This window comes from Acinetobacter sp. ACZLY 512, from assembly GCF_023614015.1.
Taxonomy (GTDB): domain Bacteria; phylum Pseudomonadota; class Gammaproteobacteria; order Pseudomonadales; family Moraxellaceae; genus Acinetobacter; species Acinetobacter soli.
Genome location: NZ_JAKIVI010000001.1, coordinates 311,380 through 337,435, shown reverse-complemented (window position 1 = coordinate 337,435; position 26,056 = coordinate 311,380). Strand labels below are relative to the sequence as shown.

The following is a 26,056-nucleotide window of genomic DNA, read 5'->3' as shown; positions in this document are numbered from 1 at the left end:
GCCGTGATTAAAAAACAATCAAAATTTAGACATTGCGTTTTTGCAGCAGTAATTATATTTAAATTCAATAAAAATTGATTAAAAAACAAGCTAAAAGGCCAACTTGTATCAAAAATTAACAGAAAATAAGCAAATTTTGTATAAAAACAAATCACAATTTCATCTACTATGGGCTTACCAAAAGAAATCAGATTTATTAGAACAAGCCTTTACTCTTTTTGAGGAGACGAAAATGAAAGTATTAAAAGTATTCGCATTAGCAGGTGCACTTAGCGCTGTAGCAGGCGTTGCATCAGCTGATGATGCTGTGGTACATGACCGTTATGCATTTGACGCGCAGCAGCTCATTCCTGTAGGTGTTCGTGCTGAAGTAGGCACAACAGGTTACGGTGGTGCTTTGCTTTGGCAAGCAAACCCGTATGTAGGTCTAGCACTTGGTTACAATGGTGGCGACATTTCATGGCGCGATGATTTATCTGTGAACGGTACTAAATACGATGTTGATATGAATAACAACAACGTTTACCTGAATGCAGAAATTCGTCCTTGGGGTGCAAGCCAGAACCGTTGGGCTCAAGCTGTATATGTTGCGGCAGGTGCAGCATACCTAGATAACGATTACGATTTAAGTAAGCGCTCAACTGACGGAACAATTAAAGTAAATGGTAATAACTATAACTTTAATGGTGAAGTTCGCGGTAAGCTAGATTATAAAAACGATATCGCACCGTACGTTGGACTTGGTTTCTCACCTAAGTTGACTAAAAACTGGGGCGTTTTTGGTGAAATAGGTGCTTATTATGCAGGTAATCCACGTGTAAATCTTGACGCAAACGGTACATTCGTTAATGTGAACGGTGCAGATTTTGATCGTGATTTGGCGGCTGAAGAAAATAAAATCCGTAACGATGACAAATACAAATGGTTACCTGTTGGTAAAGTGGGCGTAAGCTACAACTGGTAATTGTTTGAACAAAAAAAACGGGAGAAATCCCGTTTTTTTTGTTTTATCAATTTGATTTTACTCGTCTGGGTAAGCCACTTTTTTAAGCTGCTTAATGTCCGCTTCTGGTGAGCATAAAGAAATAAACTCGTAACCATAACCACGAAGTAAGTGTCCTTTACGAACCGCGATCCATGTTGTATTTAAGCCAAAAATTCCGGTTTTGAGTTGGCTCAAGCGATAGTCTCGTTCTTTATCGTAGGCCACGTCATTCACAATTCCCACACCCATTCCGAGTTCTACGTAGGTTTTAATGACATCGGCGTCGAGTGCAGACATGACGATATCGACATCAATGCCGGCATCTTCAAAGGCTTTGTCGATTTTTGAACGCCCAGTAAAGCCGCCGTGATAGGTGATGATTGGAAAATTTGCGAGCTTCTCAAGAGTAATGTCGGTTTCTTTGGCAAGCGGATGATTTTGCGGCGTGATAATGCTGTGTTCCCATTGATAGTAAGGGACGCTGGCCAGATTATCTTCGGTGGTCAAAGACTCGGTGGCAATACCGATGTCCGCTTCACCAAGCAACAACATTTCTGAGATTTCGGTTGGGCTGGCCTGTTGCAAGATTAAATGTACCTTTGGAAACAGTTTCTTAAATTGATTGACAATCGGAGGCAGTACATAACGAGCTTGTGTGTGCGTGGTGGCAATAGTCAAGGTGCCTTCATCAACTTTGTTAAAGTCATCGGCCAGACGTTTAATATTTTCTGCATCGACCAACATACGTTCAACAATGCCAAGCAAGGATTGGCCGGGTTCTGTCAAACCTAACAATCGTTTTCCTTTGCGAACAAAAAGTTGTACACCCAACTCATCTTCTAAATCTTTAATATGCTTACTGACACCTGATTGTGAAGTGTAAAGTGCAGCAGAAGCTTCGGTCAGATTAAAATTCTGACGCACGGTTTCCCGAATAATGCGTAATTGTTGAAAATTCATGTTCTCTTGATCCTCTCAACGAGAATGGGGAACTTGCCCCCATTTTTTAATTCTAAGCAACCCGTTCTTCAAAAAGATGAAGTTGAGACACACTGATCCAAACCGTTTGGTTCGGTCTAAATTGATGAAGGCGTGCTTCATCGGGTGTCAGGGCAATTTCGATCAGTCTGCCATTACGATCTTGTAATTCAGCAACGACTTTTCCAGCAATCCAGACTTCTCTTAAAAAGGTAGCTTGAATGGTGTTATCTGTTGGTTGTGCATGAATATGTAGTTCATTTGGTCGAGCAAATGCTATCACTTTACCATGAGGTGTTTGCGAGGCATTCGGTAAAATAATTTTGTCATCGCCCAATTGAATGATGTTTTCATAATAATGTCCATCAAAGCGATTGGCTTGTCCTAAAAAGTCGAAAACAAACGGGGTCGCTGGCTTTTCGTATACTTCACGCGGTGAACCAATTTGCTCGACATTCCCTTTATTCATCACAATAATCTGATCGGCAACTTCAAGCGCCTCTTCTTGATCGTGTGTCACAAAAATCGAGGTAATATGTAGCTCGTCATGCAGTGTCCGTAACCAGCGTCGTAATTCCTTACGCACTTTGGCATCCAGCGCACCAAATGGTTCGTCAAGCAGTAGCACGCGCGGTTCAACTGCCAGTGCACGGGCCAATGCAATACGCTGGCGCTGACCACCCGAAAGTTGAGAAGGGTAGCGATCGGCTAAAAAACCGAGTTGAACCAGATCCAGCAAACGTGTTACGCGCTTTTTAATCTCTGCTTCCGATGGGCGCGTCCGCCGTGAGCGTACACGTAAACCAAAGGCAATATTGTCAAATACGGACATGTGGCGAAACAGCGCATAATGTTGAAATACGAATCCCACTTGACGCTCACGCACATGAATATCGGTGGCATCGGTGCCTTCAAGCAACACTTGTCCGCCATCTGCCGATTCTAGTCCGGCAATAATACGTAAAAGCGTTGTTTTTCCGCAGCCTGATGGTCCTAACAATGCCACCAGTTCACCTTCTGGAAAGTCTAATGAAATATTTTTTAATGCATGGAATGCACCAAAATGTTTTTCAATATTTTTAACTTGAATACTCATTTGTCATTCCTCAAGATGAAGTTGAATCATGTTGTTTGTTTTGTTTTTCCTGACGCACTTCCACCCATGTTTTTAAAATCAGGGTCACAATCGCCAGCAGCGCCAACAGTGAAGACACGGCAAAAGCGGCACTAAAGGTGTATTCGTTGTATAAAATCTCGACATGCAGTGGCAAAGTATTGGTTTCACCGCGGATATGTCCTGAAACCACAGAAACTGCACCAAACTCACCCATCGCGCGTGCATTACACAAGATCACACCGTAAATTAAGCCCCATTTGATGTTGGGTAAGGTCACTTTCCAAAAGGTCTGCCAGCCCGATGCACCCAAAACCATCGCCGCTTCTTCTTCTTCAGTGCCTTGCGCTTCCATTAAAGGAATCAGCTCACGTGCCACAAAAGGTACGGTAATAAAAACAGTAGCCAATACAATCGCAGGTACGGCATACAATATCTTGATGTCATGATCCATAAACCATGGCCCGAACCAGCCTTGCATACCAAAGATCAGGACCAGCATCAAACCTGCAATTACAGGTGAAACTGAAAACGGTAAATCGATTAAGGTCGTGAGTATCGATTTTCCGGCAAATTGAAATTTTGCCACAGCCCATGCTGCTGCCACACCAAAGATGACATTGAGTGGTACCGCAATTGCTGCCGTAAGCAAGGTTAGCTTGACTGCCGATAAAGTGTCTGGATTAATCAGTGCATTGATATATACCTCGACACCTTGTCGAAATGCTTCTACAAAGACCAAAATAAGGGGCAGAATCAGGCAGCTTAAAAAGAACAGTAACGCAATACTCAGCAGCGTATAACGAACCCACTTGGGCTCGCGTGTGGCATCACGGCTTTGAAGCTTTTCTGCCAGTAAATGGCTATCGGTGACTAAGCTCATTTGACTGTTCTCCCGGTACGGCGGCTCGCCCATGCTTGTAAAAGATTGATCGCAAACAAGATCACAAAGGAAATCACCAGCATCACGACCGCAATTGTGGTTGCAGCCTCATAGTCATATTCTTCGAGTCTGGAGATAATCATTAGTGGTGCGATTTCTGTTTTAAAAGGTTGGTTGCCAGCAATAAAAATTACTGAACCATATTCACCCACGCCACGTGCAAACGCTAAGGCAAAACCGGTGAGTAAGGCTGGAAATAAAATGGGCAAAATAATTTTGGTGATAATTTGAAAACGGTTGGCACCCAGAGCCGATGCAGCTTCCTCAAGTTCGGTTTCGATATCGCTTAAAACCGGCTGCACAGTACGTACTACAAAAGGTAATCCAATGAACACCAAAGCGAGGGTAATGCCAATCGGTGTATACGCAACCTTAATACCAAGCGGCTCAAGATACTGACCCACCCAGCCAGTCGAAGCGTATAGCGAGGTGAGGGCAATACCTGCAACCGCAGTAGGTAAGGCAAATGGTAAATCCACCAACGCATCGACAATACGTTTACCCGGAAAGCTATAGCGCACCAAGCACCATGCCAGAAGCAAGCCAAACACTACATTAATGAGCGCGGCAATCATGGCAGTCGTAAAACTGAGTTGCAAAGATTTAAGAATGCGCTCTGAACTCAGGATCTCCCAGAGTCCATCCCATCCCACACCCAGAGATTTGATAAAAACGGCAGATAATGGAATAAGCACGATTAAAGATAAATATGCAAGGGTAAAGCCCAGTGAAAGACCAAACCCTGGCAGCACTCGGGATCGCTGCGACATGGTAACTCCTGAAAAAGAGCAGGTTTGCTCAATCAAGCAAACGAAAAATAAAAAATCTTAATCCCAACATTGATTTACAGTGCAAAGCCAAAAAATCGATTGCTGTAACGCGCACGTACAGATCCAGTACGCTGTTTTTCTGGGAGAATGTAGTCAAATATTTCTGGAAAAGGACCGAAACCCGAAGCCACATTGATATGACCAACATGGCCTAGGCTGACGGCCTTTAACTTCCAGCAGTGTGCAAGATGCTGTGCATCTTGCACATGTAGCCACGGATCATTTTCACTCATCAACAACTGTGTTCGAACGATTGGTCTAAGTGATTCAAAATAGGCTAAATAATTGTTGGTGCTGTCTCTGGCGAATCCTGCATCTCCAAAACGCGCTGGATTCGCGGGTGCAACCAAGGTCAAATGCTTGATCTTGTGCGTCAGATCTGGATGCTCTTTCAAAGCCGCCAAACTGGTTAAACAGCCAAAACTATGCGCCACCAGTTGTACTGGTCCATGAATTGAGCGTACATGCTTCGCCAGTTGTTCTACCCATTCAGAAAGTACAGGTCGATGCCAATCGGCTTGTTCGACACGTGAGCATGACTGCAGTTGACGTTGTAACCATGACTGCCAATGATGTTGTTCACTACCACCAACACCCGGAACAATTACTGTATGAACCATTGTCATGCTCCTGAACGCTCAATTATTTTGCGCTATTTTCTTTGACAATTTGGTCAAAGACGCCGCCATTACTAAAGTGTGCCTTTTGTACTTTTTTCCAGCCGCCAAACTCTTGATCAATCGTGACCAGTTTGAGTGGCTTAAAGGTGCCGCTATAGCGTTTCAAAATATTTTGATCACGTGGGCGATAAAAGTTTTTCGCCGCGATATCTTGGCCTTTTGGTGAATACAAGAAGTTTAGATAAGCTTTCGCTAGGTTTTCGTTGCCATCTTTTTGAACATTCTTTTCTACAATTGCCACAGGTGGTTCAGCTAAAATTGAAAGCGAAGGCGTAATAATTTCAAACTTGCCGGGTTGTTCACGTACCGCCAGATAAGCTTCGTTTTCCCATGCCAATAACACATCGCCAATACCGCGCTCAGCAAAGGTTGTGGTCGCACCACGAGCACCTGAATCAAGCACTTTGGTCTGTTTGTAAATTTGGCGCACAAAATCGCGTGCTTTGGCGTCTGAACCATATTTATGTTTTGCCCATGCCCATGCCGCTAAGTAGTTCCAGCGTGCACCACCTGAGGTTTTTGGATTTGGCGTAATAATTTCGACACCAGGCTTGGTAATGTCGCTCCAGTCTTTAATACCTTTTGGGTTACCTTTACGGACTAGAAATACAATCGTTGAGGTATATGGTGTTGAGTTATTTGGAAATTTCTTTTGCCAGTCGGGTGGTAGTAGTTTTGCTTTATCGGCAATTTCATCGATATCAGCAGCCAAAGCAAGGGTAACCACATCGGCTTGCAACCCATCAATCACTGCACGTGCTTGTTTGCCAGAACCTCCGTGTGATTGTTTAAAGTTAATCTCTTGACCAGTACGTTGTTTCCAGTACGCACCGAACTCTTTATTGAAGTTTTCGTAGAGTTCACGTGTTGGGTCATAAGACACATTTAAAAAGTCTTTTGCTGCAAATGAAGAAACGGAGATTAATGCAGCCAGTACCCCAATTTTTAACTGTGCAAATCGCATATTCATATCCTTAAATAGGTTAGTTCTAAATCTAAAAAGGAGAATACAATGAGTTACTATCCATAAAAAATAATAAAAAATGAATTTTATATGAATAAAAAAGAAATAAGAAAATGCATCATTTTTATGGTTCGGTTTTACACTAAGCTGCCTAAAAATAGAGAAATTGCCTATGTGGTGCTTTAAAAATGCTCAACCCGTTGCGTCTGTTGCTTTACAGGATCGCGCATTTCAATATGGGGATGGGTGTTTTTCGACAGCACGCATTGTGAAAGGGCAGATTCAACTGGCCAATCGACATTATGAGCGCTTGAACTATGCCTGCCAGCAATTGGGATTAAATGTTGATTTAAAGCTGATTGAGCAAAGCCTACAGCAACTGACTCATCAGGAGATAGTGCTCACTGGAACGCTGAAACTTTTGATCAGTCGGGGTGAAGGCCCACGAGGCTATAGCGTTCCAGATCACAATGCGGATCTGTATGTATTTTTCTATCCGCAAGCCTATAGTGACACCGCACCGCAGCATGTAGAAGTCGGTCTTTTGCCACGCCGTATCGGATTGACCATGCCAGATATGGTCGGCGTTAAAACGCTCAATCGACTCGAACAAGTCTTGCTCAAGCAGCAGGCAGATCAATACGGCTGGGCAGAAGCATTGGTGGCAGATTTAAACGGGAATATTGTTGAAGGCGTAAGCAGTAACTGCTTTATTTACTTAAATAACGCATGGATTACGCCCGAACTTCGCTATAATGGCGTTCGCGGTTTAATGCGAACTGAAATTTTGGATCGGGCCCAACAGGCCGGTATCGATATTCTTGAACGTCAGATTCATCTCGATGAACTCGATCAGGTTCAGGCGCTATTTTTTTGTAATACGCTTCATCCGATGACCATTGCCTCGCGGATGCATTCGCGATCTTTAAGTACCGAGGCATGTTTGACACTTTTCCACACTCTTAAACTGAATCAGATTGATTGATATGTCGAAGCAGCCCACAAAGCCGAAATCTAAAAACACATCGCAAAAACTGCCTTCTTCGGGGTGGAAAAAACATCGTTTCACATGGGTACTATTGATCATCTTAGTGGCCATGTTTTGGGTGCTATGGAGTAATTTGTTTCGTGCCTACCCAATCGAAGGTAAAAAACAAATGCTGTCGATTGCTCCCGGTGATACCTACACGCGATTTATCGACCGTCTGGGTCGTGATGAAAAAGTCAGCTTGCCAATCGTTTTGAAAATTTATCAAAAGTTTTTTATTCATGACAGTTTAAAAGCAGGCGTGTATGAAATTCAGCAGGGCATGAGTATTCGACAAGTTCTGGCAATGCTCTCAAATGCCGATAATGCGCAAATGAACCGTATTTTGGTGATTGAAGGTACCACTTTTAAACAGTTGGTCGAGATTCTCAAAAAAGATCCTTTGGTTGAAAAAAGCGTGGTCAATTTACCGCAACAAGAAATGTTGAAGGCTCTGGATATTCCGTACGATCATCCTGAAGGACTATTTGCACCAAACACCTATTTTTTTGCCAAAGGTGAGTCGGATAAAAAAATCCTGACCGATTTGTATCGCTATCAAATGAAAACCTTAGATGAGGCATGGCAAAAGCGAGCACCGGGTCTGCCATATAAAAATAAATATGAGGCGTTGATTATGGCCTCGATTATTGAAAAAGAAACCAGTTTGGATTCAGAGTTACGTCAAGTTTCGGGCGTGTTTGTACGTCGTCAAAAATTGGGTATGCGATTGCAAACAGATCCGACTGTTATTTACGGTATGGGTGAGCGCTATACCGGCAATATTACCCGTCAGGATTTGCGAACACCTACTGCCTATAACACATACACCATGGCCGGATTACCACCAACCCCAATTGCATTGCCGGGTAAAAAAGCCATTGAGGCTGCCATGCATCCAGACAATTCTGACAATATTTATTTTGTTGCTACTGGCAACGGCGGGCATAAATTTAGTGCGACTTTGCAGGAGCACAATCAAGCGGTTCAACAGTATTTGTCCGTGTTAAGATCGAAAAATTAAGGTATTTGAATGTTTATTAGTTTTGAAGGCACGGAAGGTGTAGGAAAAACCACGCTAATTCGTAAGCTGTACGAATATTTTGAGGCAGCCGGTCAGCAGGTGGTACTTACCCGTGAACCGGGAGGGACACCGCTTGCAGAACAGATTCGCAGTTTACTGCTTGCTGTTAATCATAGCGAAAGTATGAGTTCAGACACTGAACTATTGCTAATGTACGCGGCGCGTGCGCAGCATATTCAAGAAGTCATTCAGCCTGCATTGAAACAGGGGAAACTGGTTCTGAGCGATCGTTTTACCGATGCCAGCTATGCTTATCAATGTGCTGGCCGTGGTTTAAGTAAAGACAAACTCTCGATTTTGAATCAAACCTTTGTCAATTGTATGCCTGAGCTGACCTTCTGGTTAGATGCACCGATTGAGCTGGGGATGTCGCGTGCGCGCGAGCGTGGAGAGCTGGATCGTTTTGAACAAGAAAAAATGACTTTTTTTAGTCGTGTTCGTGCAGGTTATGAAGAGTTGAGCCTGCAATATCCAGAACGCGTCAAGCGTCTGGATGCGACACAAGCGCCAGATCGAGTATTTGAAGCTGCGCTCGAGCATTTAGAAGCACGAATCTGACTTTAGATTCGTGCTAGGCCTTTATGCCAGATTGACGAGCGGTTGCTCCACTTCAAAATGAGGTGGAGTGAGCACCGTTTTTCGAAGTTCTGAGCCAAGCTCTGGATAGTCCAGTGTGTAATGTAAGCCGCGTGATTCTTTGCGCTGCATGGCACAGCGTACAATCATCTCGGACACCAATACCAAATTCCGTAGTTCAATCAAATTCTTGCTGACGCGGTAATCTTGATAATATTCGGTAATTTCACTTTTAAGCATTTCGATGCGATGCAGTGCACGCTGTAGACGCTTGGTTGTTCTAACAATCCCCACATAATTCCACATGGTTGAACGTAGCTCATCCCAGTTTTGTAAAATCACCACATCTTCATCGGCATTGGTCACTTGTGAGTCGTCCCATGCAGGCACATCTGGAAAATCAAACGGTTGAGTAAATTTTCGCTCAATATCAGATGCTGCGCCCATCCCATAAACAAAGCATTCAAGCAGTGAATTACTGGCCATACGGTTTGCACCATGCAATCCGGTGTACGATGTTTCACCAATCGCATATAGCCCTTCAAGATCGGTCTGACTGTTTTCGTCGACCACCACACCCCCACAGGTATAATGTGCAGCCGGTACGACTGGAATCATGTCCGTGGTAATATCGATGCCCAGTTCCAGTAAGCGCGCATACAGGGTGGGAAAATGCTCCTGAATAAATGCTGCCGGCTTATGGGTAATGTCGAGCCAGACGTGACGAATACCGAGTCGTTTAATCTCAAAATCGATCGCACGCGCCACAACGTCGCGTGGCGCCAATTCTGCACGTGAATCAAATCGAAGCATAAAACGTTCACCATCGGGTAAACGTAAGTAGGCACCTTCACCGCGCATGGCTTCAGTAATCAGAAATGAGCGTGCTTGTGGATGATACAAACAGGTGGGATGAAACTGGTTGAATTCCATATTGGCAACCCTGCAACCTGCACGATAGGCCATCGCAATCCCGTCACCCGTTGCAATATCCGGGTTAGACGTATACAGATAAGCCTTCATGGCACCACCGCAAGCCAATGCGGTAAAAGGCGCCAAAAATGTATGGATTCGATCTGTTGCTTCTTCAAGTGCGTATAAACCTACTGCACGATTGGGTTGATCTGTGTGTCCAAGCTTATGCAGGCTAATCACATCAATGGCGACGAAATTTTCAAAAATTGTGAGATTGGGTGCCTCTTGTGCACGCTGCACTAATGTGGTCGAAATGGCCTTTCCGGTTGCATCGGCTGCATGAATAATACGACGCTGCGAGTGTCCACCTTCACGGGTCAGGTGAAGCTGTGCATCTTCATCGAGAGTAAACTCAACCCCTTGTTTTAATAAGAAATCAACGGATGGACGTCCGCCTTCCACGGTTTGCTTGACCGCATCTAATTCACACAGGTGCGCACCAGCAACCATAGTGTCGTCGATGTGTTGTTGAATAGAGTCGGTTTTATCGAGTACAGCAGCTACGCCGCCTTGCGCATAAAATGTGCTGGCTTCAGTGAGAGAAGATTTGGCCAAAATCGCAATATTGAAATGGCTCGGAAGTGAAAGTGCGAGACTTAAGCCGGCTCCGCCACTGCCCACAATAATCACATCAAACTGATGCGTAGAATTTAAATTAGACATGTCCATCAGCTAATTTTAAAAAAGTCTGATAATAACAACGCTTTTTTGCAAAAAAGGCAAGACTTCGACCGGTTTGAGGTGAATAAAAATTTCAATCATATTTCATTTTTGTAACGGAAAACTAAGGTCTTGTTTTGCCACCACTAATTAAACATATTATTACGAAATGTCTAAAAATCTTATGATAAAAACAAAACGATTGAAGCGAATTGTGTAGGTGTAATTTGTGATGCGTAATAGTTATTTAAAAAAAGGATTGTATGCGGTGACGTTTACCGTGGCAGCTGCACAGGTAAATGCAGCAGCACCTGTGGACTTTTCCAATCTGGTCGAGCAAGTCAGTCCGGCGGTGGTCAGTGTCAGTGTCGTTAAGAAAATGACGCAAGAGGAGCTATTACAGCAGCAAGTTCCTGAAATCCTACGCCGTTTTTTTGGAAATCAGGTCATTATTCCACAGCAGCAGGCACCGCAAGAAAAAACGGGATACGGCAGTGCATTTTTTATCAGCAAGGATGGCTACTTGCTCACCAATCATCATGTGGTTGAGGATGCATCACGCATTACCATCACGTTAAATGATCGTCGTGAAATTGATGCCAAAGTGGTTGGAAGTGATGAACGTACCGATGTGGCTTTATTGAAAGTTGATGGTGCGAATTTTCCTGCATTAAAAATTGGTAATGTCGATCAGCTGAAAGTAGGACAGCCTGTTTTAGCAATTGGTTCGCCGTTTGGTTTTGATTATTCGGCATCTGCGGGGATTGTCAGTGCAAAATCACGCAATATGGTGGGCGAAACCTCAGTGCCCTTTATCCAGACCGATGTAGCATTAAATCCGGGCAACTCAGGCGGCCCACTATTTAATCAGCAAGGTGAAGTGGTCGGGGTCAATTCCAGAATTTTCAGCGGTACAGGCGGTTATATGGGGTTGTCGTTCTCCATTCCAATTGATGTGGCAATGGACGTTGCACAGCAATTAAAAACCAAGGGCAAAGTCACACGTTCGTATTTGGGTGTAATGCTACAAGATATTGACCGGAATCTTGCCGATGCCTACAACTTGCCAAAACCTGAGGGCTCGCTGATTAATCAGGTTACACCGGGTTCACCTGCGTCCAAGGTTGGTTTAAAGGCAGGGGACATTATTATGAAATATAATGGCAACCCGATTTCACGCACTTCTGAGCTACTGAATTATCTGAATCGAACCATGCCGAAACAGGTGATTCAATTGGAAATCCTTCGAGACGGTAAGCCAATGAATGTTGCGGCTACGCTCACCACAGCACCAGACGATACACCTGCAACTTCTGAAAAAGCGGCTGCACAAAACGGGCCGGTATTGGGTATGGCAATTCGTAACCTAACCACCGATGAACAAGCGCGTCTGGATATTTCGGGCGGTATTTTTGTGCAGGATGTGACCCGTGGCGGTTTGGCTTCGCGCTCAAACTTAATGCCGGGAGACGTGATTGTTCAAATCAATTCAACTCGAATTAACAATACCAGCGAGTTTGCCAGAGCGGTTGCTGCGCTTCCTAAAAATTCGGTTGCTCGCATTTCACTGATTCGTCAAGGGCAACGCGCCATGTTGGGTTTACGTATTAACTAATCGGCACAATGTTAAAACGTACTTAATTTGAAGCCAGAAGCATCTGCTTCTGGCTTTTTGTTGTTTTAAACGTGTTGTTATTATTATAAGTCCCATGCTTTTTCGGCACTGGTGATTTGCTGATAAACGTGTTGATGTTCGGCGTACTTTAAGGTGTGCCAGAGCTCGCAAAACTCTCGACCTAGATAGTGCTGGAGTGTTGTATTATTTTTAAACCGATCAAGTGCATCTAGTTGCTGCTGAGGTAAAAAAATATGTTCGTGAAGCTGCTTGATTTGGTGGGAAGGTTTAGGCATTTCCAGTGAGTGCTCTATACCATGTAAAATTCCCGTTAAAATCACCGCTACGGTTAAATAGGGATTACAGTCTGCACCAGCTACCCGATATTCGAGCCGTTGATTCTCTGCATCTGCACAGGGAATGCGGATGGCCACATTGCGGTTATTGATATTCCAGTTGGCTTCCATAGGCACATGCTGGCCGGGTTGAAAACGACGATAAGAATTGATGTTGGGTGCTAAAATTGCCATGGAAGCAGGCATTAAATCGACCAATCCACTAATGGCTTGTTGTAATGCATTGCAGGGTTGATCTGGCGAAGAGGTACGAAAGCGATTTTGCAAATTTGAATCGCAGATACTCAGATGAAAATGCATGCCACTTCCAGCCTGATGCAAATCGGGTTTTGCCAAGAAACAGGCCTGCATATGAAATTGTTTGGCGACCTGCTTAACAATACGTTTTAACGACAGGATCTGATCACACAAGGTCAGAATATCAGGACGATGTAGAATATTGATCTCATATTGGCTCATGGCAGATTCTGCGACTAGGCCTGTAATGGGAATCGACTGTAATTTCGCAATTCGTTCAATTTCTTGCAGCACCTGTAAATCTCGTTCAGGCATGTCCATATCAAAGCTTTGATTACTGAGCAGGGCATCATGTGAGCGGGCGGTGATATCAAACAAATAAAACTCAAGCTCGGCCGACATCACTGGATAATACTGCTCAGCATGTAGCTGATTGACAATTTTCTTGAGCACATTCCGAGGTTCATAGGGACAGTCTATTAGCGTGTCATCTTGCATTGAAACATACACCTGAGCATTGAATTCAGGTTGAATCGCTGCGGGTTTTAAACTCCCTAAAATAGGACGGCATAATCGGTCTGGCTCGCCAATATATTTACCTAAACCCGTCTCTTCATTGACTTTTCCATCTAGATTCATGGCATAGACCGATAGGGGGAAATAGCAGCCTTTATCGAGTTGTCGCAGGCTGTTGATATCGATGCGTTTGCCACGAATATGACCATTGAGATCGTGCAGGCATACATCAATATGTTGTGTATTTGGATAGCGTTTCAGGTATTCTTCGACTTCCTGCAAAAACGCAGAGCTGTTATTTTTAGAATGTGCGGTGGTAGGCGCTTCAAGGTCAATGGGCAATGAGCTCACTGAAAAGCGACGTGGGGTTTGCTTTGACATTGAAACGATCAGGCTACTCATGTTTTAAACCTATCTTTGTATCGTGCTCAAAAGCGTAGATGAAGCACAGCAAGATGTAACGTAAATTCTGCGTAACTTTTTCAATGACAATAACGGACAAAAGATGAGTGCAATTTTTGATTTGGCTCTGACGGTGAGCGCTGAACACATTGATCAACTGGGTCATGTGAACAATGTAGTTTATGTGCAGTGGATGCAAGATGTGGCCAGTAAGCATGTCAATGCACTGGGGCTTGGATTAAAACAGTATCAACAGCTTAATCATGCCATGGTGGCGGTGGAGCATCATGTCCAGTATCGTAAGGCCGCGTTTGAAGGAGATGAACTGATTTTACGCACATGGTTAGATGCACTCGATAGTTTGTACCTATCACGCCAGTACGTATTTTATCGCCCTAAAGATCAGACAATCTTGTTTGTAGCGAAAACCAAATGGGCCTGCATCGAGATGAGTTCAGGCCGACCTAAACGCATGTCTCCGACGTTTACTCAAGCGTATCAGCCTTTATCGAAGGACATTAATCCGATCGACTTTACGATGTGTTACGCAGTTCATCCGTCTCCATAACTGCGCGATTGATTGATCTGATGGGATATCAGTGCATGTTAAAGAGATGTCATAGAACAGCGGTTTAAGTGAATAAGGTAGGCGTGGCTCAAGATGCAACGCTCTTGACCCATTTCGATTACTTTGTGAAATGCGCCGGATCGCACTATATTTTTGGTGTCTGGTTGCTTATACTGTGCAGCAATTCAGGACAGTCCTTTTTACACCTTGCATGCTATGTTCAGTATTGCGCTTTAAGGTGTACTTTTTTTCAGAGTAATCTATGGCATCGGCTAAAAAATCCGTTGATATCAAAAATATTCGTAACTTCTCGATCATTGCACACATCGATCACGGCAAATCGACACTTGCTGACCGTTTTATTCAAATGTGCGGTGGCTTGCAAGATCGTGAAATGCAAGCTCAGGTATTGGATTCAATGGAACTTGAGCGGGAACGTGGAATTACCATTAAAGCGGCATCGGTAACCTTGTATTACACGCATCCGAATGGACAAGAATATCAACTCAACTTTATTGATACACCAGGACACGTCGACTTTTCATACGAAGTGTCACGTTCACTTGCAGCATGTGAAGGTGCACTTTTGGTGGTCGATGCAGCACAAGGTGTTGAGGCGCAATCTGTTGCCAACTGCTATACCGCAATTGAGCAGGGCTTAGAAGTTTTACCGATTCTCAACAAGATTGATTTGCCACAGGCCGAGCCAGAACGCGTTATTCACGAAATTGAAGAAATTATTGGTATTGAAGCCACTGAAGCACCGACTTGTTCAGCAAAAACTGGTCTTGGGGTTGAAGGTGTGCTTGAGCGCTTGGTCGATGTGATTCCAGCACCAGAAGGTGATCGTGACGCGCCACTACAAGCACTGATTATCGATTCATGGTTTGACAACTACTTAGGCGTTGTTTCCTTGGTACGTATCAAGCAAGGTCGTATCCGTAAGGGCGACAAAATGCTGGTTAAGTCGACCGGTCAGGTGCATCCAGTCACCTCTGTGGGTGTATTCAATCCAAAACATACCGAAACTGACATGCTTGAAGCGGGTGAAGTAGGCTTTGTGATTGCGGGGATTAAAGACATCTTTGGTGCGCCGGTAGGTGATACCATCACACTTTCTGCAACGCCAGAAGTTAAAACTTTGCCAGGGTTTAAAAAGGTTAAACCACAGGTCTATGCGGGATTATTTCCAATCGATTCAAGCGATTTTGAACCGTTCCGTGAAGCATTGCAGAAACTTCAAATTAATGACTCGGCATTATTTTTCGAGCCTGAAAGTTCTGATGCGCTTGGGTTTGGTTTCCGCTGTGGTTTCTTGGGCATGCTGCACATGGAAATCGTACAAGAGCGACTTGAGCGTGAATACGATTTAGACCTGATCAGCTCTGCACCAACCGTAGTGTATGAAGCACTGACCAAAAAAGGCGATACGATTTATATTGACAGCCCGTCTAAAATGCCAGATGCCAGCACGGTAGAAGACCTCCGCGAACCGATTGCAGAATGTCATATTCTGGTGCCTCAAGAATATCTGGGTAACGTTATGACGTTATGTATTGAGCGCCGTGGTGTACAAAAAGACATGAAATTCTTGGGCAACCAAGTGTCGGTGACGTTCGAAATTCCAATGGCTGAAGTGGTCATGGACTTTTTCGACCGCTTAAAATCTTGCTCACGTGGTTTCGCATCACTCGATTACAACTTTGTCCGTTTTGAAAGTTCATCTCTGGTTAAGGTAGACGTGTTAATTAATAGTGAAAAGGTCGATGCATTGGCCATGATCTGTCACCGTCAGGATGCGCGTCACCGTGGTATTGCACTGGTTGAAAAAATGAAAGACTTGATTCCTCGTCAGATGTTTGACGTGGCAATTCAAGCGGCCATTGGTGCTCAAATTATTGCGCGCTCAACCGTAAAAGCCATGCGTAAGAATGTATTGGCGAAGTGTTATGGTGGTGACGTTTCGCGTAAGAAGAAATTGCTTGCGAAACAAAAAGAAGGTAAGAAACGTATGAAGCAGGTGGGAAGTGTTGAAATCCCACAAGAAGCGTTTCTAGCTGTATTAAAAGTAGAGAGATAACCTTTAGGACTCGCCCATGGATTTTGATTTTAATTTAATTCTCGTTCCTGTCACGCTCATTTTTTTCTTGGTGTGGCTTCTCGACAAGTTGGTGTTTAAGCAACGTGTAACCAAAGGACGGGGAAGCGAAAATTTTATCATTACTTGGGCGTACGACTTCTGGCCAGTGCTGGCCGTGGTTTTAGTGCTTCGCTCGTTTATTATTGAACCGTTTAATATTCCGTCTGATTCAATGGTGCCTACCCTTGAAACTGGCGACTTTATTCTGGTCAATAAATACGACTATGGTGTTCGTCTTCCGATCGTAAACACCAAAATTCTTGATGTAGGTGAGCCAAAACGCGGTGATGTGATTGTATTTCGTTATCCACCACAACCGACCATCAGCTACATCAAGCGTGTGGTTGGTCTGCCGGGCGATCATATTGTCTACGACCATGGTCAGTTAAGCATTAATGGTCAGAAAGTACCTAAAGTTGCGACTCATTTTAGTCGTGAAAAAGACAGTTTAGACACTCCAACCTCGATTTATCATAAAGAGACCTTGGGTGAGCATACCTTTACCATGCGTGAGCTTGAAGGGGTAAACATTGCACGCCAAGCGCCGTTTATCAATTACATCGACAACGGTAAATATGCCGCTGAAGACGGAATGTACTGGGAAGTTACGGTACCAAAAGGGCATTACTTTGCCATGGGCGATAACCGTGATCAGAGTGCAGATAGTCGCTTTTGGGGATTTGTACCTGAAGAGAATCTGACTGGGCGTGCATTCTATATTTGGATGCATAAAGAACCTGGCTTTAAGATTCCATCCTTCAACCGAAATGGTACAATTGACTAAAATTAGAAATTAGGACAACAACAAATGCGCAAGTCTCAATGGGGTGCTTCGTATTTAGGTGTTTTTTTGGGGATTATTGTCTTTGCTTTAGTACTTAAAGCAGCAGTGGCAGTTGCTCCGGCTTATTGGGATGATCGAATCATCAATAACCAGATCGACGCCTTAATGCGTGAATCTCCTCGCAATATCGCGGTCGATAAATTTGTGACCCAGATGAATCAGCGTTTAGACATGAACAGTGTACGTGACGTTCGATTTAACGAGATTGCAAAGGTAACGAACAAAGGTGGTTTACGCGTTAGCAAACAATATGAAGTAAGAAGACCGTTCTTGTTTAATATTGATTTAGTTATAAAATTTGAGAAAAATTTTGAACAAAACGCAGTCCAAGCTCAGTGATCCAAGATTACAGAGTCGGATCGGATACGAGTTTAAGCAGTTGGAATTACTTCAGCTCGCACTCACGCATCGATCTGTTAGTCACAAGTACAACTACGAGCGCCTTGAGTTTTTGGGCGACTCGCTGTTGGGTATGATCATTGCCAATTATTTGTATCAGACTTATCCGCATGAAAATGAAGGTCGCTTAACGCGCATGCGTGCGACCTTGGTGCGTCAAGAAGCGCTTGGTAAAATCGCAAATGATTTGAAACTGAGTCGCTGTTTAATTTTAAGCACAGGTGAATTAAAATCGGGTGGGCATCATCGCGAATCAATTCTGGCCGATACGGTCGAAGCGATTATCGGTGCAATTTATGTCGATAGCGCCGATTTAAATTTGTTAAACAAAATTGTTTTAAACTGGTATGTACCCTATCTGGATCATATCGAACCGACAGATCAGTTAAAAGATCCGAAGTCGCGTTTACAAGAGTATTTACAAGCACGTAAAAAACCTCTCCCTGTTTACGAGGTTGTGGATATTCAAGGGGATGCCCCTCACCAGCACTTTAAAGTAGAATGTGTGGTAGCCGGGCTACCAAATGTTTTAGGTGAGGGCTCGAGCCGCCGTTTTGCTGAGCAAGCAGCTGCGGCAGAAATTTTAAAGTTATTGGAGCAGTAATTTGCATGTCGATGCATTCTGATCAAATTAATCCAGATTCACATGATAATGATGAAAATCAATCCCCAAATCTGATTGATCAATTTTTTAGTTCCGCCGGTGTCGAGATACCTTCCGACTTCCGTAGCGGCTTTGTTGCAATTGTTGGGCGTCCAAATGTGGGTAAATCCACATTAATGAACCATTTGTTGGGTCAAAAACTTTCGATTACTTCACGTAAACCGCAAACCACACGTCATAAAATTGTGGGAATCGATTCACGCGAGAAATCTCAAGCGGTGTATGTCGATACACCGGGTATGCATAAAAAAGAAGTGCGTGCGATCAACAAGATGATGAATCGTGCAGCGCACTCTGCACTGCGTGACGTGAACTTGGTGCTATTTGTGGTCGATGGTCACAAATGGACTCAAAATGACGATCTTGTGCTTGAAAAGCTCAAAAACGCAGATATGCCGGTCATTATGGTGATCAACAAAATTGATACCGTAGAAGAAAAACGCAGCTTGCTGCCTCTCATTCAAGAGCGCGCAAAGCTCATGAACTTTGCAGAAATTATTCCTGTTTCTGCGCTTCGTGGTGCAAATCTAGATCATTTACGTGACATCATTGAAAAATACCTGCCGTTTCAACCGCCATTGTATTCTTTTGATCAAGTGACCGACCGTTCAGAGCGTTTCTTGGCCAGCGAAATTATTCGCGAAAAAATCATGCGTCAGCTTGGTGAAGAATTGCCATACGATTTGACGGTGCAGATTGAATCATTTAAAACCGAAGAACCGGCGATAAGTGAAAAGACTGGCCGTATGAAGCCTGCTTGTACCTATATCGATGCGACCATTTTTGTTGAGCGTGCTGGACAAAAAGCCATTGTGATTGGTGACAAAGGCGCTAAACTCAAACGGATTGGTATGGAAGCACGTACAGACATGGAAAAAATGTTTGAACAAAAAATCATGCTCACGCTTTGGGTGAAAGTCAAAGGTGGCTGGTCTGATGATGAGCGTGCGCTGAAAAGCTTGGGCTATAGTGATATTTAAACAAGAGTAATGTCGATGACAGTCATGATTCGCTGTGTTGTTCTGCTGGGTTGCGTGTTGATGCTTCAAGGCTGTATTACCAAGATTGTGACTGTTCCTGTCAAGGTGGCCTACAAAACCACCAAAGGGGTGGTTAAAGGTACTGCTGCGGTGGTGGGTGCCGTGATTCCCGATGGGGATGACGATAAAGACTCAGCCAAGAAGGATTAGTTTGCGTTTTTATGCGAAACCAAGTCCTTCATGGTTATCTGATTCATCACCGGCGTTATCGTGAAAAAAGTCATATCGTGCATTTGTTTAGCGAAGAATACGGTCGTATCGATGGTATTCTTCGGCAAAATCCTCCTCCGCAGTATCAGCCTCTTACCTTGCAAGCCACAGGCAAAGGTGACTTAAAAAATTTTACCAAGCTCGAAATTTTAAACTTTCCGGTTTTCTTTCAGGGCGATGCATTTTTTGCCGGATTTTATCTCAACGAAGTTTTACTGCGTTTATGCCCGCTAGAAGAGCCTATGCCAGAAACTTTCCGGCACTATCAGCACACTTTGCTGCAATTACAACATTTGCATCAGCAACAGGCACCGAGTCATTACCTGAAACAGATTTTAAGGCAGTTTGAGCATGTGTTATTGCAAGAGCTGGGCTATGCCATCGATTTTGAAATCGATGCTAATCAGCAACCGATTAATCCGTTAGCGCACTATCAGTTTCAGTCTACAGAAGGCTTTATGCCTGTTTTACAGCACACCCAGTCGACCTTGTCTGGGCAATTGATTGGCTGCATGCAGAATTATCAAATCGGGAACGAATTTTCTCCCGACCAATTACAATTATTAGGTAAACTATACCGTAAGATGATTACATCCCTTTTGGGAGACCGACCATTAAAAAGTCGCCAATTGTGGATTCAAAATACTCAATCTCGTTCATAAATAGGATGTTTGTATGGCTGCTTTGCTTGGCGTCAATATCGATCATGTCGCAACTTTGAGACAGGCTAGAGGAACCGTTTATCCAGATCCTGTACAGGCTGCACTGGTGTGTGAGCAAGCAGGTGCCGAGGGCATTACACTGCATTTGCGTGAAGACCGCCGTCATATTCAAGATGACGACGTACGTCGTATGCGTCCAGTGCTTAAAACACGTATGAACCTTGAGCTTGCAGTGACAGATGAAATGATTGCATTTGCCAAGGAAATTCAACCTCAACATGTTTGCTTTGTTCCGGAGCGACGTCAGGAAGTCACCACAGAAGGTGGGCTAGATGTTCTGGGGAATTTTGAAAAAGTGAAAGCAGCGACAGCTGAATTAACTGCCATAGGGTGTGATGTGTCGTTATTTATCGATGCCGATGTTGCCCAGATTGATGCTGCCATTGCCTGTGGTGCGCCGACGATTGAACTGCATACAGGCGCCTATGCCGATGCAAGCAGTGAGCAACAACAGCGTGCCGAGCTAGAGCGGATTGTACGTGGTGCTGAATATGCTGCAAGCAAAGGGCTGGTGGTAAATGCAGGGCATGGCCTGAATTTAGAGAACATTACTCCGATCGCTGCGATCCCGCAGATTCATGAATTGAATATTGGTCATTCGATTATTGCAGATAGTGTCTTTGTTGGACTTGAGCAAGCTGTAAAGCAAATGAAGGCTGCGATTCAAGCGGCAGGATAAGTGAGTCAAGATGTCAAGTCCAAACTATGATGAACTGATGCAACCTGTAATTGAATTCTTGGGGTGTCAAACACCTCAAGCATGGTTGAACGAAGCGCTCAATAATCTTGAATTATTAATGCAAGATCACGCCAATTGTGAAAAAAAAGCAGCAGGAACAGCCATGAATTTGATGTTCCGCTACAGCTTTTTTACAGATTTACAGGTGAAGCTGGCGCAACTGGTGCGTGAAGAAATGTTGCACTACGAGCAAGTGCTCGAGTTGATGAAAAAACGTGGGCAGGAATGGAAGGCGGTCAGTGCAGGGCGCTATGCGGGTGAACTTCGCAAACAAATTAGAACCTATGAGCCAGAAGCACTCATTGATGTTTTAATCATTGGTGCTTTTGTTGAAGCGCGTTCGTGTGAGCGTTTTCATGCCTTGGCACCGCATGTCGATGACGAATTAGGGCGTTACTACCGATATCTACTCAAGTCTGAATCTCGGCATTTTGAGGACTATCTGGCACTGGCTTTAGAGGTTGCACAAACGGCAAAAATGAAGAACCCTGAAGAGGATATTCAACAGCGCATTGTGCAAATTCGTGAAGTAGAAAAAAACCTCATTCTCTCAGCAGATAAAGTGTTTCGTTTTCATAGTGGCGTACCAGAAGCACAGGCTGCTTAAAATAAAAAACCTCTTTGCATAAGAGGTTTTTTTATAGCGATTTTTAGGCAAAAAAAAGCCCGCTTTAATGCTGCGGGCTTTTTGATATTTGGCTCTCCCACCTGGGCTCGAACCAGGGACCTGCGGATTAACAGTCCGTCGCTCTACCGACTGAGCTATGGGAGAATCTGAATGCGATTATAAGGAGATTTTGACAGGGGTCAAGCCAAATTTGTCATCTTTGTTTCATTTTTAGTGTGTATGTTTCTTATTTGAGCAAACTGGCTCAAATTATCAATTTTGCTTGCACGGCACGAAAATCACTGTTATGTTTTATATAAGAGAACGTTCAGATGGTCATCTGAACAGTGTGGATTTAACCAACTTGCCAGCACTAAATGGCTAAACCGGAGGGCTATATCATGCCGACTCTTCAAATTGAACAAATCTTTTCTGATTTCGCTTTCTATCAAAAAAACTATCTCGACATTATTCGCGATCCTCAGCAGTATTATCAAAATGTCACCGACGCGCACATTCATTTTGCCGTTTTTAGTCAAGAAAAAATCTATTTAGGTGATTTATTGCAACTCTGGTTTGGCGATAAATGGACTGAGCATCAGGTTAAATTGCTACATGATTCAGCGGATCACTTGTGGGAACGTGCGTCTGAAAGCTGGGATAACTCATTGTTTTTGTTTTCTATTGAGCGTAGCGGTTTATTTTCTCCTGCTTATGCCTATGCATGGAGCACACAAGATCAGCAGGTAAAGCAGATCGAGATTGATCATACCTTTCCGTATTATTGTCATTATTTGACACTATCACGCCCTAAGCGTTATAGCTAAGCAAAATGCTGTATAAAGCTATATGATGAGCGGGATGCGGTGTATTTAAACGTATAAATATCTGTGCAAAAATAAAAATATATCAAGTGAAAAATAATGAACGATTCAGCCATAAAAAAAGCCTATCCGAAGACAGGCTTTTTTTATAAATCGGGAGCTTAGCAGTTAAGCTGTTTTTTCAGCTTGAATTGATGCAATGGCTGCATCGATACCGTCAATGGATTCTGCCGCTTTTTTAATACGGGCTAATGCATCAACCAATACTTCATCTGCGGTAGCGTATGAGATACGCATAAAGCCACCAAGACCGAATGCATCACCAGGTACAACTGCAACACCAGTTTCTTCTAATAACCACTCAGAAAACTCGGTGCACGATTTGAGGCCTTTGGCACGAATCAATGGGCGAATGTTGGCATAGGCATAAAATGCACCATCCGCAGGCAGGCAAGAAATACCATGAATGGCATTTAAGCCGTTTACAACCAAATCATGACGACGTTTGAATGCTTCAATCATTGGCTCTAACACATCTTGAGGGCCATTTAGTGCTGCTTCTGCTGCAACTTGTGAAATTGAGGTTGGGTTAGAAGTCGATTGCGACTGAATCTTCTTCATTGCGCCAATGATTTTTGCAGGACCCGCTGCATAGCCAATGCGCCAGCCAGTCATGGCATACGCTTTTGAAACACCATTTAATACAATGGTACGGTCGTATAAATCGGGTGCCACAGTCGCGATGTTGTAAAATTCATCTTCCCAACGAATCGGTTCATACATATCGTCAGATGCAATATATACTTGTGGGTGCTTACGAAGTACATCGGCAAGTGCTTCAAGCTCTGCTTTGGTGTAAATCATGCCTGTCGGATTTGATGGGCTGTTCAATACCAATAAGCGTGTATTTGGAGTAATGGCTGCTTCAAGCTGCTCTGGGGTAATTTTAAAGCGTTGCTCTTCACCGCATTTCACGATGACTGGCGTACCTTCGGCAATAATCACCATATCTGGGTAGCTCACCCAAAATGGTGCTGGGATGATTACTTCATCGCCTTTATTAAGCAACGCAAGTGCCAAATTGAAGAACGATTGTTTGCCACCACATGAAACCAAAATCTGGTTTGCTTGATAATCTAGATTATTGTCACGCTTGAATTTTGCAATAATTGCTTTTTTTAAGCCTGGCGTACCATCTACTGCGGTATATTTGGTGAAGCCATTGTGAATTGCTTCAATCGCAGCATCTTTGATGTGTTGCGGGGTATCGAAATCTGGTTCACCTGCACCTAAACCAATCACGTTTTTTCCTGCAGCTTTGAGTTCTGCTGCTTTGTTCGTAACGGCCAAAGTAGGGGACGGCTTGATGGCATTTACACGATCAGACAGACGTACGTCCACGGCAATATTCCTTCTTGTGGGATAAAAAATAAAAGCACACTATCTTAGCCCAAAAACCTCAGTTCGTGTTTTATTATCAAAACAAAAATAAAAAAACATTCAGAGACATCTGTAAATTCAGCTTGATCATCATCATTTACGATTTTTAAAAGCATCCTGAAGCAAAATCATTTAATATATGCGTTGTTCAAGAAAACTTGAGTACAGAACATGAGCCAAGCCAAGCCAAAAGCCAAAAAAGCTTTGGTTAAATTACCTTTTCCAATTGCAAATCCAGCAGATCAAAACGAAGAGGATGTCGCACACAATTATGTGCGTCCGAAACCTGAGCAGTATGCAGACCGCACCTGGATGCCACCGCGCGGAACACGTCGCTCGATGGGAAAACGCTAAGCAGCGTCATCAAACAATTAAAAAGCCCCTGCAACATCGTAGGGGCTTTTTTGTATGAGATAAAATGGTTTAAACGCGATCATGATGCATTTTTTTCTTTGTATACATCTCGGCATCTGCGCGCTTTAACATGCTTTCCATCGTTTCATGTTCGCGTGTTGTGGCATATCCCATAGAAATACTGATCGGCTGGCTCGAATAAAACTGATTATCCAAAGTGAGTAGGGCATCAATGGTTTGTAGCATCACGCTGACCGCCGTTTCGTCTGCTCCATGCATTAAAATTACAAATTCATCGCCGCCAATTCTAGACGCCGTATATGGAGTTTGCTGAATCGATTGCGTTAAGATCTGACCCACACGCCTGAGTACATCATCTCCCGCATCATGACCATGATAATCATTGATAGCTTTAAGCCCATTCATGTCTAAAAAAATACATGAGATAGGGCGCACTATACTTCGTTCTAAGCGATGAATTTCTTCGCTATAAAACGAGCGGTTATGAAGTTTGGTCAGCACATCGTGTTTACCTAAATACTCAAGGTAATTTTCTGCCTTTTTGCGTGCTGTAATATCGGTTAAGGCGACCTGCACAATGCCCCAGTTGTGCTCATAACCCGGAAATACGGTAAATTGCAGCAATACATTGCGAATACTGCCATCGAGTGCATAATTAATTGCTTCTCGCTGATGATGGATATTGCCTTTCCATAACTCGATAAGCTGTTCACGAAAGGTGCTGAGCATTTCTTTTGCAAATATTTTATGCGTATTTTTAAGCAGTGTTGCTTTATCGGGTGCTTGAAATAAATCGAGGGTCGCTTGATTGACATCTAAAATCAGGATGTCTTCCACACATTGATTGACAAACTCGGGATGGACATCAATAAAGGTTCTAAAGTCATCTATTCCCAGCTGTCTGAGCTGATCAAGCCGGAATTTGACACGACTGAAATCTTCAACCCATAACGAGGCCGGTGAATAGTGAAAACGAGATTCGGCCAGTCGACGATTTTTTTCTTCTAAGCGGCGTGCATGGTGAACTTGGGTGACATCTTCAGTGGTGACCAGTACACGCGCAAATGAATTTTCATAGCCCGGTAAAATGGTACCGTGCAATTGTATATCCAAGCGCCGACCACTGAGCGTGTAGTTGACGGCCATACTTGAAAATAGCGTTTTACCTTCCCATAAATCGACCAATTCATTCAAATGTGAATCGAGCATGTCTTGCTGAAAAATAACCGCCAGATTGTCGCAAAGCTGCTCAAACGATGCTGCTTCAAAAAGTTGTAAGGTTTTTTGATTGACACGAATCAGCTTGATTTTATGTGCGCATTGTCGAACACGTTCAAGATCTTCACGAAGAAAAGTTCGTAAATCTTGGATTCCTTGATCACGCCACTCATCAAACTGAATTTTGATCCCGCTGTAATCTTCGAGCCACATTGGAATAGGTGCAAGATCAAAAATTGAAGAATCTAGCGTAGGCATGGTGGCTCAACTTTCAAGGGCTATTTTTTCAGCAGTATAATCATAAGCCTTGTGTTTTTAAACAAA

Annotated in this window: 27 protein-coding genes and 1 tRNA gene; 17 read left to right on the top strand and 11 right to left on the bottom strand. The window is 43.6% G+C overall.

Going from position 1 to position 26,056, the window contains the following annotated elements:
• Positions 1-232: 232 nt before the first annotated feature.
• The gene (gene carO, locus L2096_RS01565; RefSeq protein WP_025094973.1) at positions 233-964 is read left to right on the top strand and encodes an ornithine uptake porin CarO; all 732 of its coding nucleotides are present in this window, start codon (positions 233-235) and stop codon (positions 962-964) included.
• A 57-nt stretch (positions 965-1,021) separates the two neighbouring features.
• Here carO and L2096_RS01560 read toward each other — a convergent pair whose 3' ends face one another.
• From L2096_RS01560 to L2096_RS01535, 6 genes are all read right to left on the bottom strand, one after another.
• Positions 1,022-1,945, bottom strand: coding sequence for a CysB family HTH-type transcriptional regulator (locus tag L2096_RS01560; protein ID WP_004948656.1), 924 nt, complete (start codon positions 1,943-1,945; stop codon positions 1,022-1,024).
• A 52-nt stretch (positions 1,946-1,997) separates the two neighbouring features.
• Positions 1,998-3,059 (bottom strand): sulfate/molybdate ABC transporter ATP-binding protein, encoded by a 1,062-nt coding sequence (locus L2096_RS01555; protein ID WP_004939291.1) that lies wholly within the window; start codon positions 3,057-3,059, stop codon positions 1,998-2,000.
• Positions 3,060-3,069: 10 nt separating this feature from the next.
• Positions 3,070-3,960: a sulfate ABC transporter permease subunit CysW gene (gene cysW / locus L2096_RS01550; RefSeq protein WP_250364751.1), complete on the bottom strand. Its 891-nt coding sequence runs from the start codon at positions 3,958-3,960 to the stop codon at positions 3,070-3,072.
• Positions 3,957-4,790, bottom strand: a complete 834-nt coding sequence (cysT, locus tag L2096_RS01545) for a sulfate ABC transporter permease subunit CysT (protein ID WP_004939286.1) — start codon at positions 4,788-4,790, stop codon at positions 3,957-3,959. Before cysT ends, cysW begins: the two co-directional genes overlap by 4 nt.
• 74 nt (positions 4,791-4,864) lie before the next feature.
• Positions 4,865-5,470: an alpha/beta hydrolase gene (locus L2096_RS01540; RefSeq protein ID WP_055414515.1), complete on the bottom strand. Its 606-nt coding sequence runs from the start codon at positions 5,468-5,470 to the stop codon at positions 4,865-4,867.
• A gap of 22 nt (positions 5,471-5,492) precedes the next feature.
• On the bottom strand, positions 5,493-6,494 hold the full coding sequence (locus L2096_RS01535) for a sulfate ABC transporter substrate-binding protein (RefSeq protein WP_004948643.1): 1,002 nt from the start codon (positions 6,492-6,494) through the stop codon (positions 5,493-5,495).
• Between the two features lie 172 nt (positions 6,495-6,666).
• On the opposite strand from L2096_RS01535, the gene pabC reads away from it, so the two are divergent.
• Genes pabC through tmk form a run of 3 tightly spaced genes read left to right on the top strand, consistent with a single transcriptional unit; the run spans position 6,667 to position 9,163 of the window.
• Positions 6,667-7,479, top strand: a complete 813-nt coding sequence (gene pabC / locus L2096_RS01530; protein ID WP_250364750.1) for an aminodeoxychorismate lyase — start codon at positions 6,667-6,669, stop codon at positions 7,477-7,479.
• Position 7,480: 1 nt separating this feature from the next.
• Positions 7,481-8,545, top strand: a complete 1,065-nt coding sequence (mltG, locus tag L2096_RS01525; protein WP_004948639.1) for an endolytic transglycosylase MltG — start codon at positions 7,481-7,483, stop codon at positions 8,543-8,545.
• Between the two features lie 9 nt (positions 8,546-8,554).
• On the top strand, positions 8,555-9,163 hold the full coding sequence (tmk, locus tag L2096_RS01520; RefSeq protein ID WP_004939272.1) for a dTMP kinase: 609 nt from the start codon (positions 8,555-8,557) through the stop codon (positions 9,161-9,163).
• 21 nt (positions 9,164-9,184) lie between these two features.
• Here the strand turns inward: tmk and nadB are convergent, their stop codons facing one another.
• Positions 9,185-10,825 (bottom strand): L-aspartate oxidase, encoded by a 1,641-nt coding sequence (nadB, locus tag L2096_RS01515; RefSeq protein ID WP_119025927.1) that lies wholly within the window; start codon positions 10,823-10,825, stop codon positions 9,185-9,187.
• Between the two features lie 223 nt (positions 10,826-11,048).
• Here nadB and L2096_RS01510 point away from each other — a divergent pair, with 223 nt between their 5' ends.
• On the top strand, positions 11,049-12,431 hold the full coding sequence (locus L2096_RS01510; RefSeq protein WP_151815474.1) for a Do family serine endopeptidase: 1,383 nt from the start codon (positions 11,049-11,051) through the stop codon (positions 12,429-12,431).
• Positions 12,432-12,514: 83 nt separating this feature from the next.
• On the opposite strand, the gene L2096_RS01505 is transcribed toward L2096_RS01510, so the two are convergent.
• Positions 12,515-13,921: a glutamine synthetase family protein gene (locus L2096_RS01505; protein WP_502801280.1), complete on the bottom strand. Its 1,407-nt coding sequence runs from the start codon at positions 13,919-13,921 to the stop codon at positions 12,515-12,517.
• Between the two features lie 124 nt (positions 13,922-14,045).
• On the opposite strand from L2096_RS01505, the gene L2096_RS01500 reads away from it, so the two are divergent.
• From L2096_RS01500 to L2096_RS01455, 10 genes are all read left to right on the top strand, one after another.
• Complete coding sequence (locus L2096_RS01500) at positions 14,046-14,510, top strand: acyl-CoA thioesterase (RefSeq protein WP_004939260.1); 465 nt, start codon at positions 14,046-14,048, stop codon at positions 14,508-14,510.
• Positions 14,511-14,772: 262 nt separating this feature from the next.
• Positions 14,773-16,590 (top strand): translation elongation factor 4, encoded by a 1,818-nt coding sequence (lepA, locus tag L2096_RS01495; RefSeq protein ID WP_004939257.1) that lies wholly within the window; start codon positions 14,773-14,775, stop codon positions 16,588-16,590.
• Between the two features lie 16 nt (positions 16,591-16,606).
• A complete protein-coding gene (gene lepB / locus L2096_RS01490; RefSeq protein ID WP_250364748.1) occupies positions 16,607-17,434 on the top strand; it encodes a signal peptidase I in 828 nt (275 codons plus the stop codon).
• A 24-nt stretch (positions 17,435-17,458) separates the two neighbouring features.
• Positions 17,459-17,833 carry a DUF4845 domain-containing protein gene (locus tag L2096_RS01485; protein WP_004948629.1) on the top strand — a complete coding sequence of 125 codons (375 nt, stop codon included), beginning with the start codon at positions 17,459-17,461 and terminating at the stop codon, positions 17,831-17,833.
• Positions 17,805-18,497, top strand: a complete 693-nt coding sequence (gene rnc, locus L2096_RS01480) for a ribonuclease III (RefSeq protein WP_004939248.1) — start codon at positions 17,805-17,807, stop codon at positions 18,495-18,497. Before L2096_RS01485 ends, rnc begins: the two co-directional genes overlap by 29 nt.
• 11 nt (positions 18,498-18,508) lie before the next feature.
• Positions 18,509-19,537 carry a GTPase Era gene (gene era, locus L2096_RS01475; protein WP_171063765.1) on the top strand — a complete coding sequence of 343 codons (1,029 nt, stop codon included), beginning with the start codon at positions 18,509-18,511 and terminating at the stop codon, positions 19,535-19,537.
• A 15-nt stretch (positions 19,538-19,552) separates the two neighbouring features.
• Positions 19,553-19,747 carry an NF038104 family lipoprotein gene (locus L2096_RS01470; protein WP_004939242.1) on the top strand — a complete coding sequence of 65 codons (195 nt, stop codon included), beginning with the start codon at positions 19,553-19,555 and terminating at the stop codon, positions 19,745-19,747.
• An 11-nt stretch (positions 19,748-19,758) separates the two neighbouring features.
• Positions 19,759-20,469: a DNA repair protein RecO gene (gene recO / locus L2096_RS01465; RefSeq protein WP_250364747.1), complete on the top strand. Its 711-nt coding sequence runs from the start codon at positions 19,759-19,761 to the stop codon at positions 20,467-20,469.
• 13 nt (positions 20,470-20,482) lie between these two features.
• Positions 20,483-21,208, top strand: coding sequence for a pyridoxine 5'-phosphate synthase (pdxJ, locus tag L2096_RS01460; protein WP_048764761.1), 726 nt, complete (start codon positions 20,483-20,485; stop codon positions 21,206-21,208).
• Positions 21,209-21,218: 10 nt separating this feature from the next.
• Positions 21,219-21,875: a MiaE family protein gene (locus tag L2096_RS01455; RefSeq protein WP_004939234.1), complete on the top strand. Its 657-nt coding sequence runs from the start codon at positions 21,219-21,221 to the stop codon at positions 21,873-21,875.
• A gap of 89 nt (positions 21,876-21,964) precedes the next feature.
• On the opposite strand, the gene L2096_RS01450 is transcribed toward L2096_RS01455, so the two are convergent.
• Positions 21,965-22,040, bottom strand: a tRNA-Asn gene (locus L2096_RS01450).
• A 236-nt stretch (positions 22,041-22,276) separates the two neighbouring features.
• Between L2096_RS01450 and L2096_RS01445 the strand changes: the two genes are divergently transcribed.
• Positions 22,277-22,702: a hypothetical protein gene (locus L2096_RS01445; RefSeq protein WP_004939231.1), complete on the top strand. Its 426-nt coding sequence runs from the start codon at positions 22,277-22,279 to the stop codon at positions 22,700-22,702.
• A 165-nt stretch (positions 22,703-22,867) separates the two neighbouring features.
• Here the strand turns inward: L2096_RS01445 and L2096_RS01440 are convergent, their stop codons facing one another.
• Entirely contained in the window at positions 22,868-24,100 is a 1,233-nt protein-coding gene (locus L2096_RS01440) for a pyridoxal phosphate-dependent aminotransferase (protein WP_004939227.1), read from the bottom strand.
• Between the two features lie 210 nt (positions 24,101-24,310).
• Between L2096_RS01440 and L2096_RS01435 the strand changes: the two genes are divergently transcribed.
• The gene (locus tag L2096_RS01435) at positions 24,311-24,493 is read left to right on the top strand and encodes a hypothetical protein (protein ID WP_004939225.1); all 183 of its coding nucleotides are present in this window, start codon (positions 24,311-24,313) and stop codon (positions 24,491-24,493) included.
• Positions 24,494-24,562: 69 nt separating this feature from the next.
• Here the strand turns inward: L2096_RS01435 and L2096_RS01430 are convergent, their stop codons facing one another.
• The gene (locus L2096_RS01430) at positions 24,563-25,990 is read right to left on the bottom strand and encodes a sensor domain-containing diguanylate cyclase (RefSeq protein ID WP_119689912.1); all 1,428 of its coding nucleotides are present in this window, start codon (positions 25,988-25,990) and stop codon (positions 24,563-24,565) included.
• Positions 25,991-26,056: the final 66 nt, after the last annotated feature.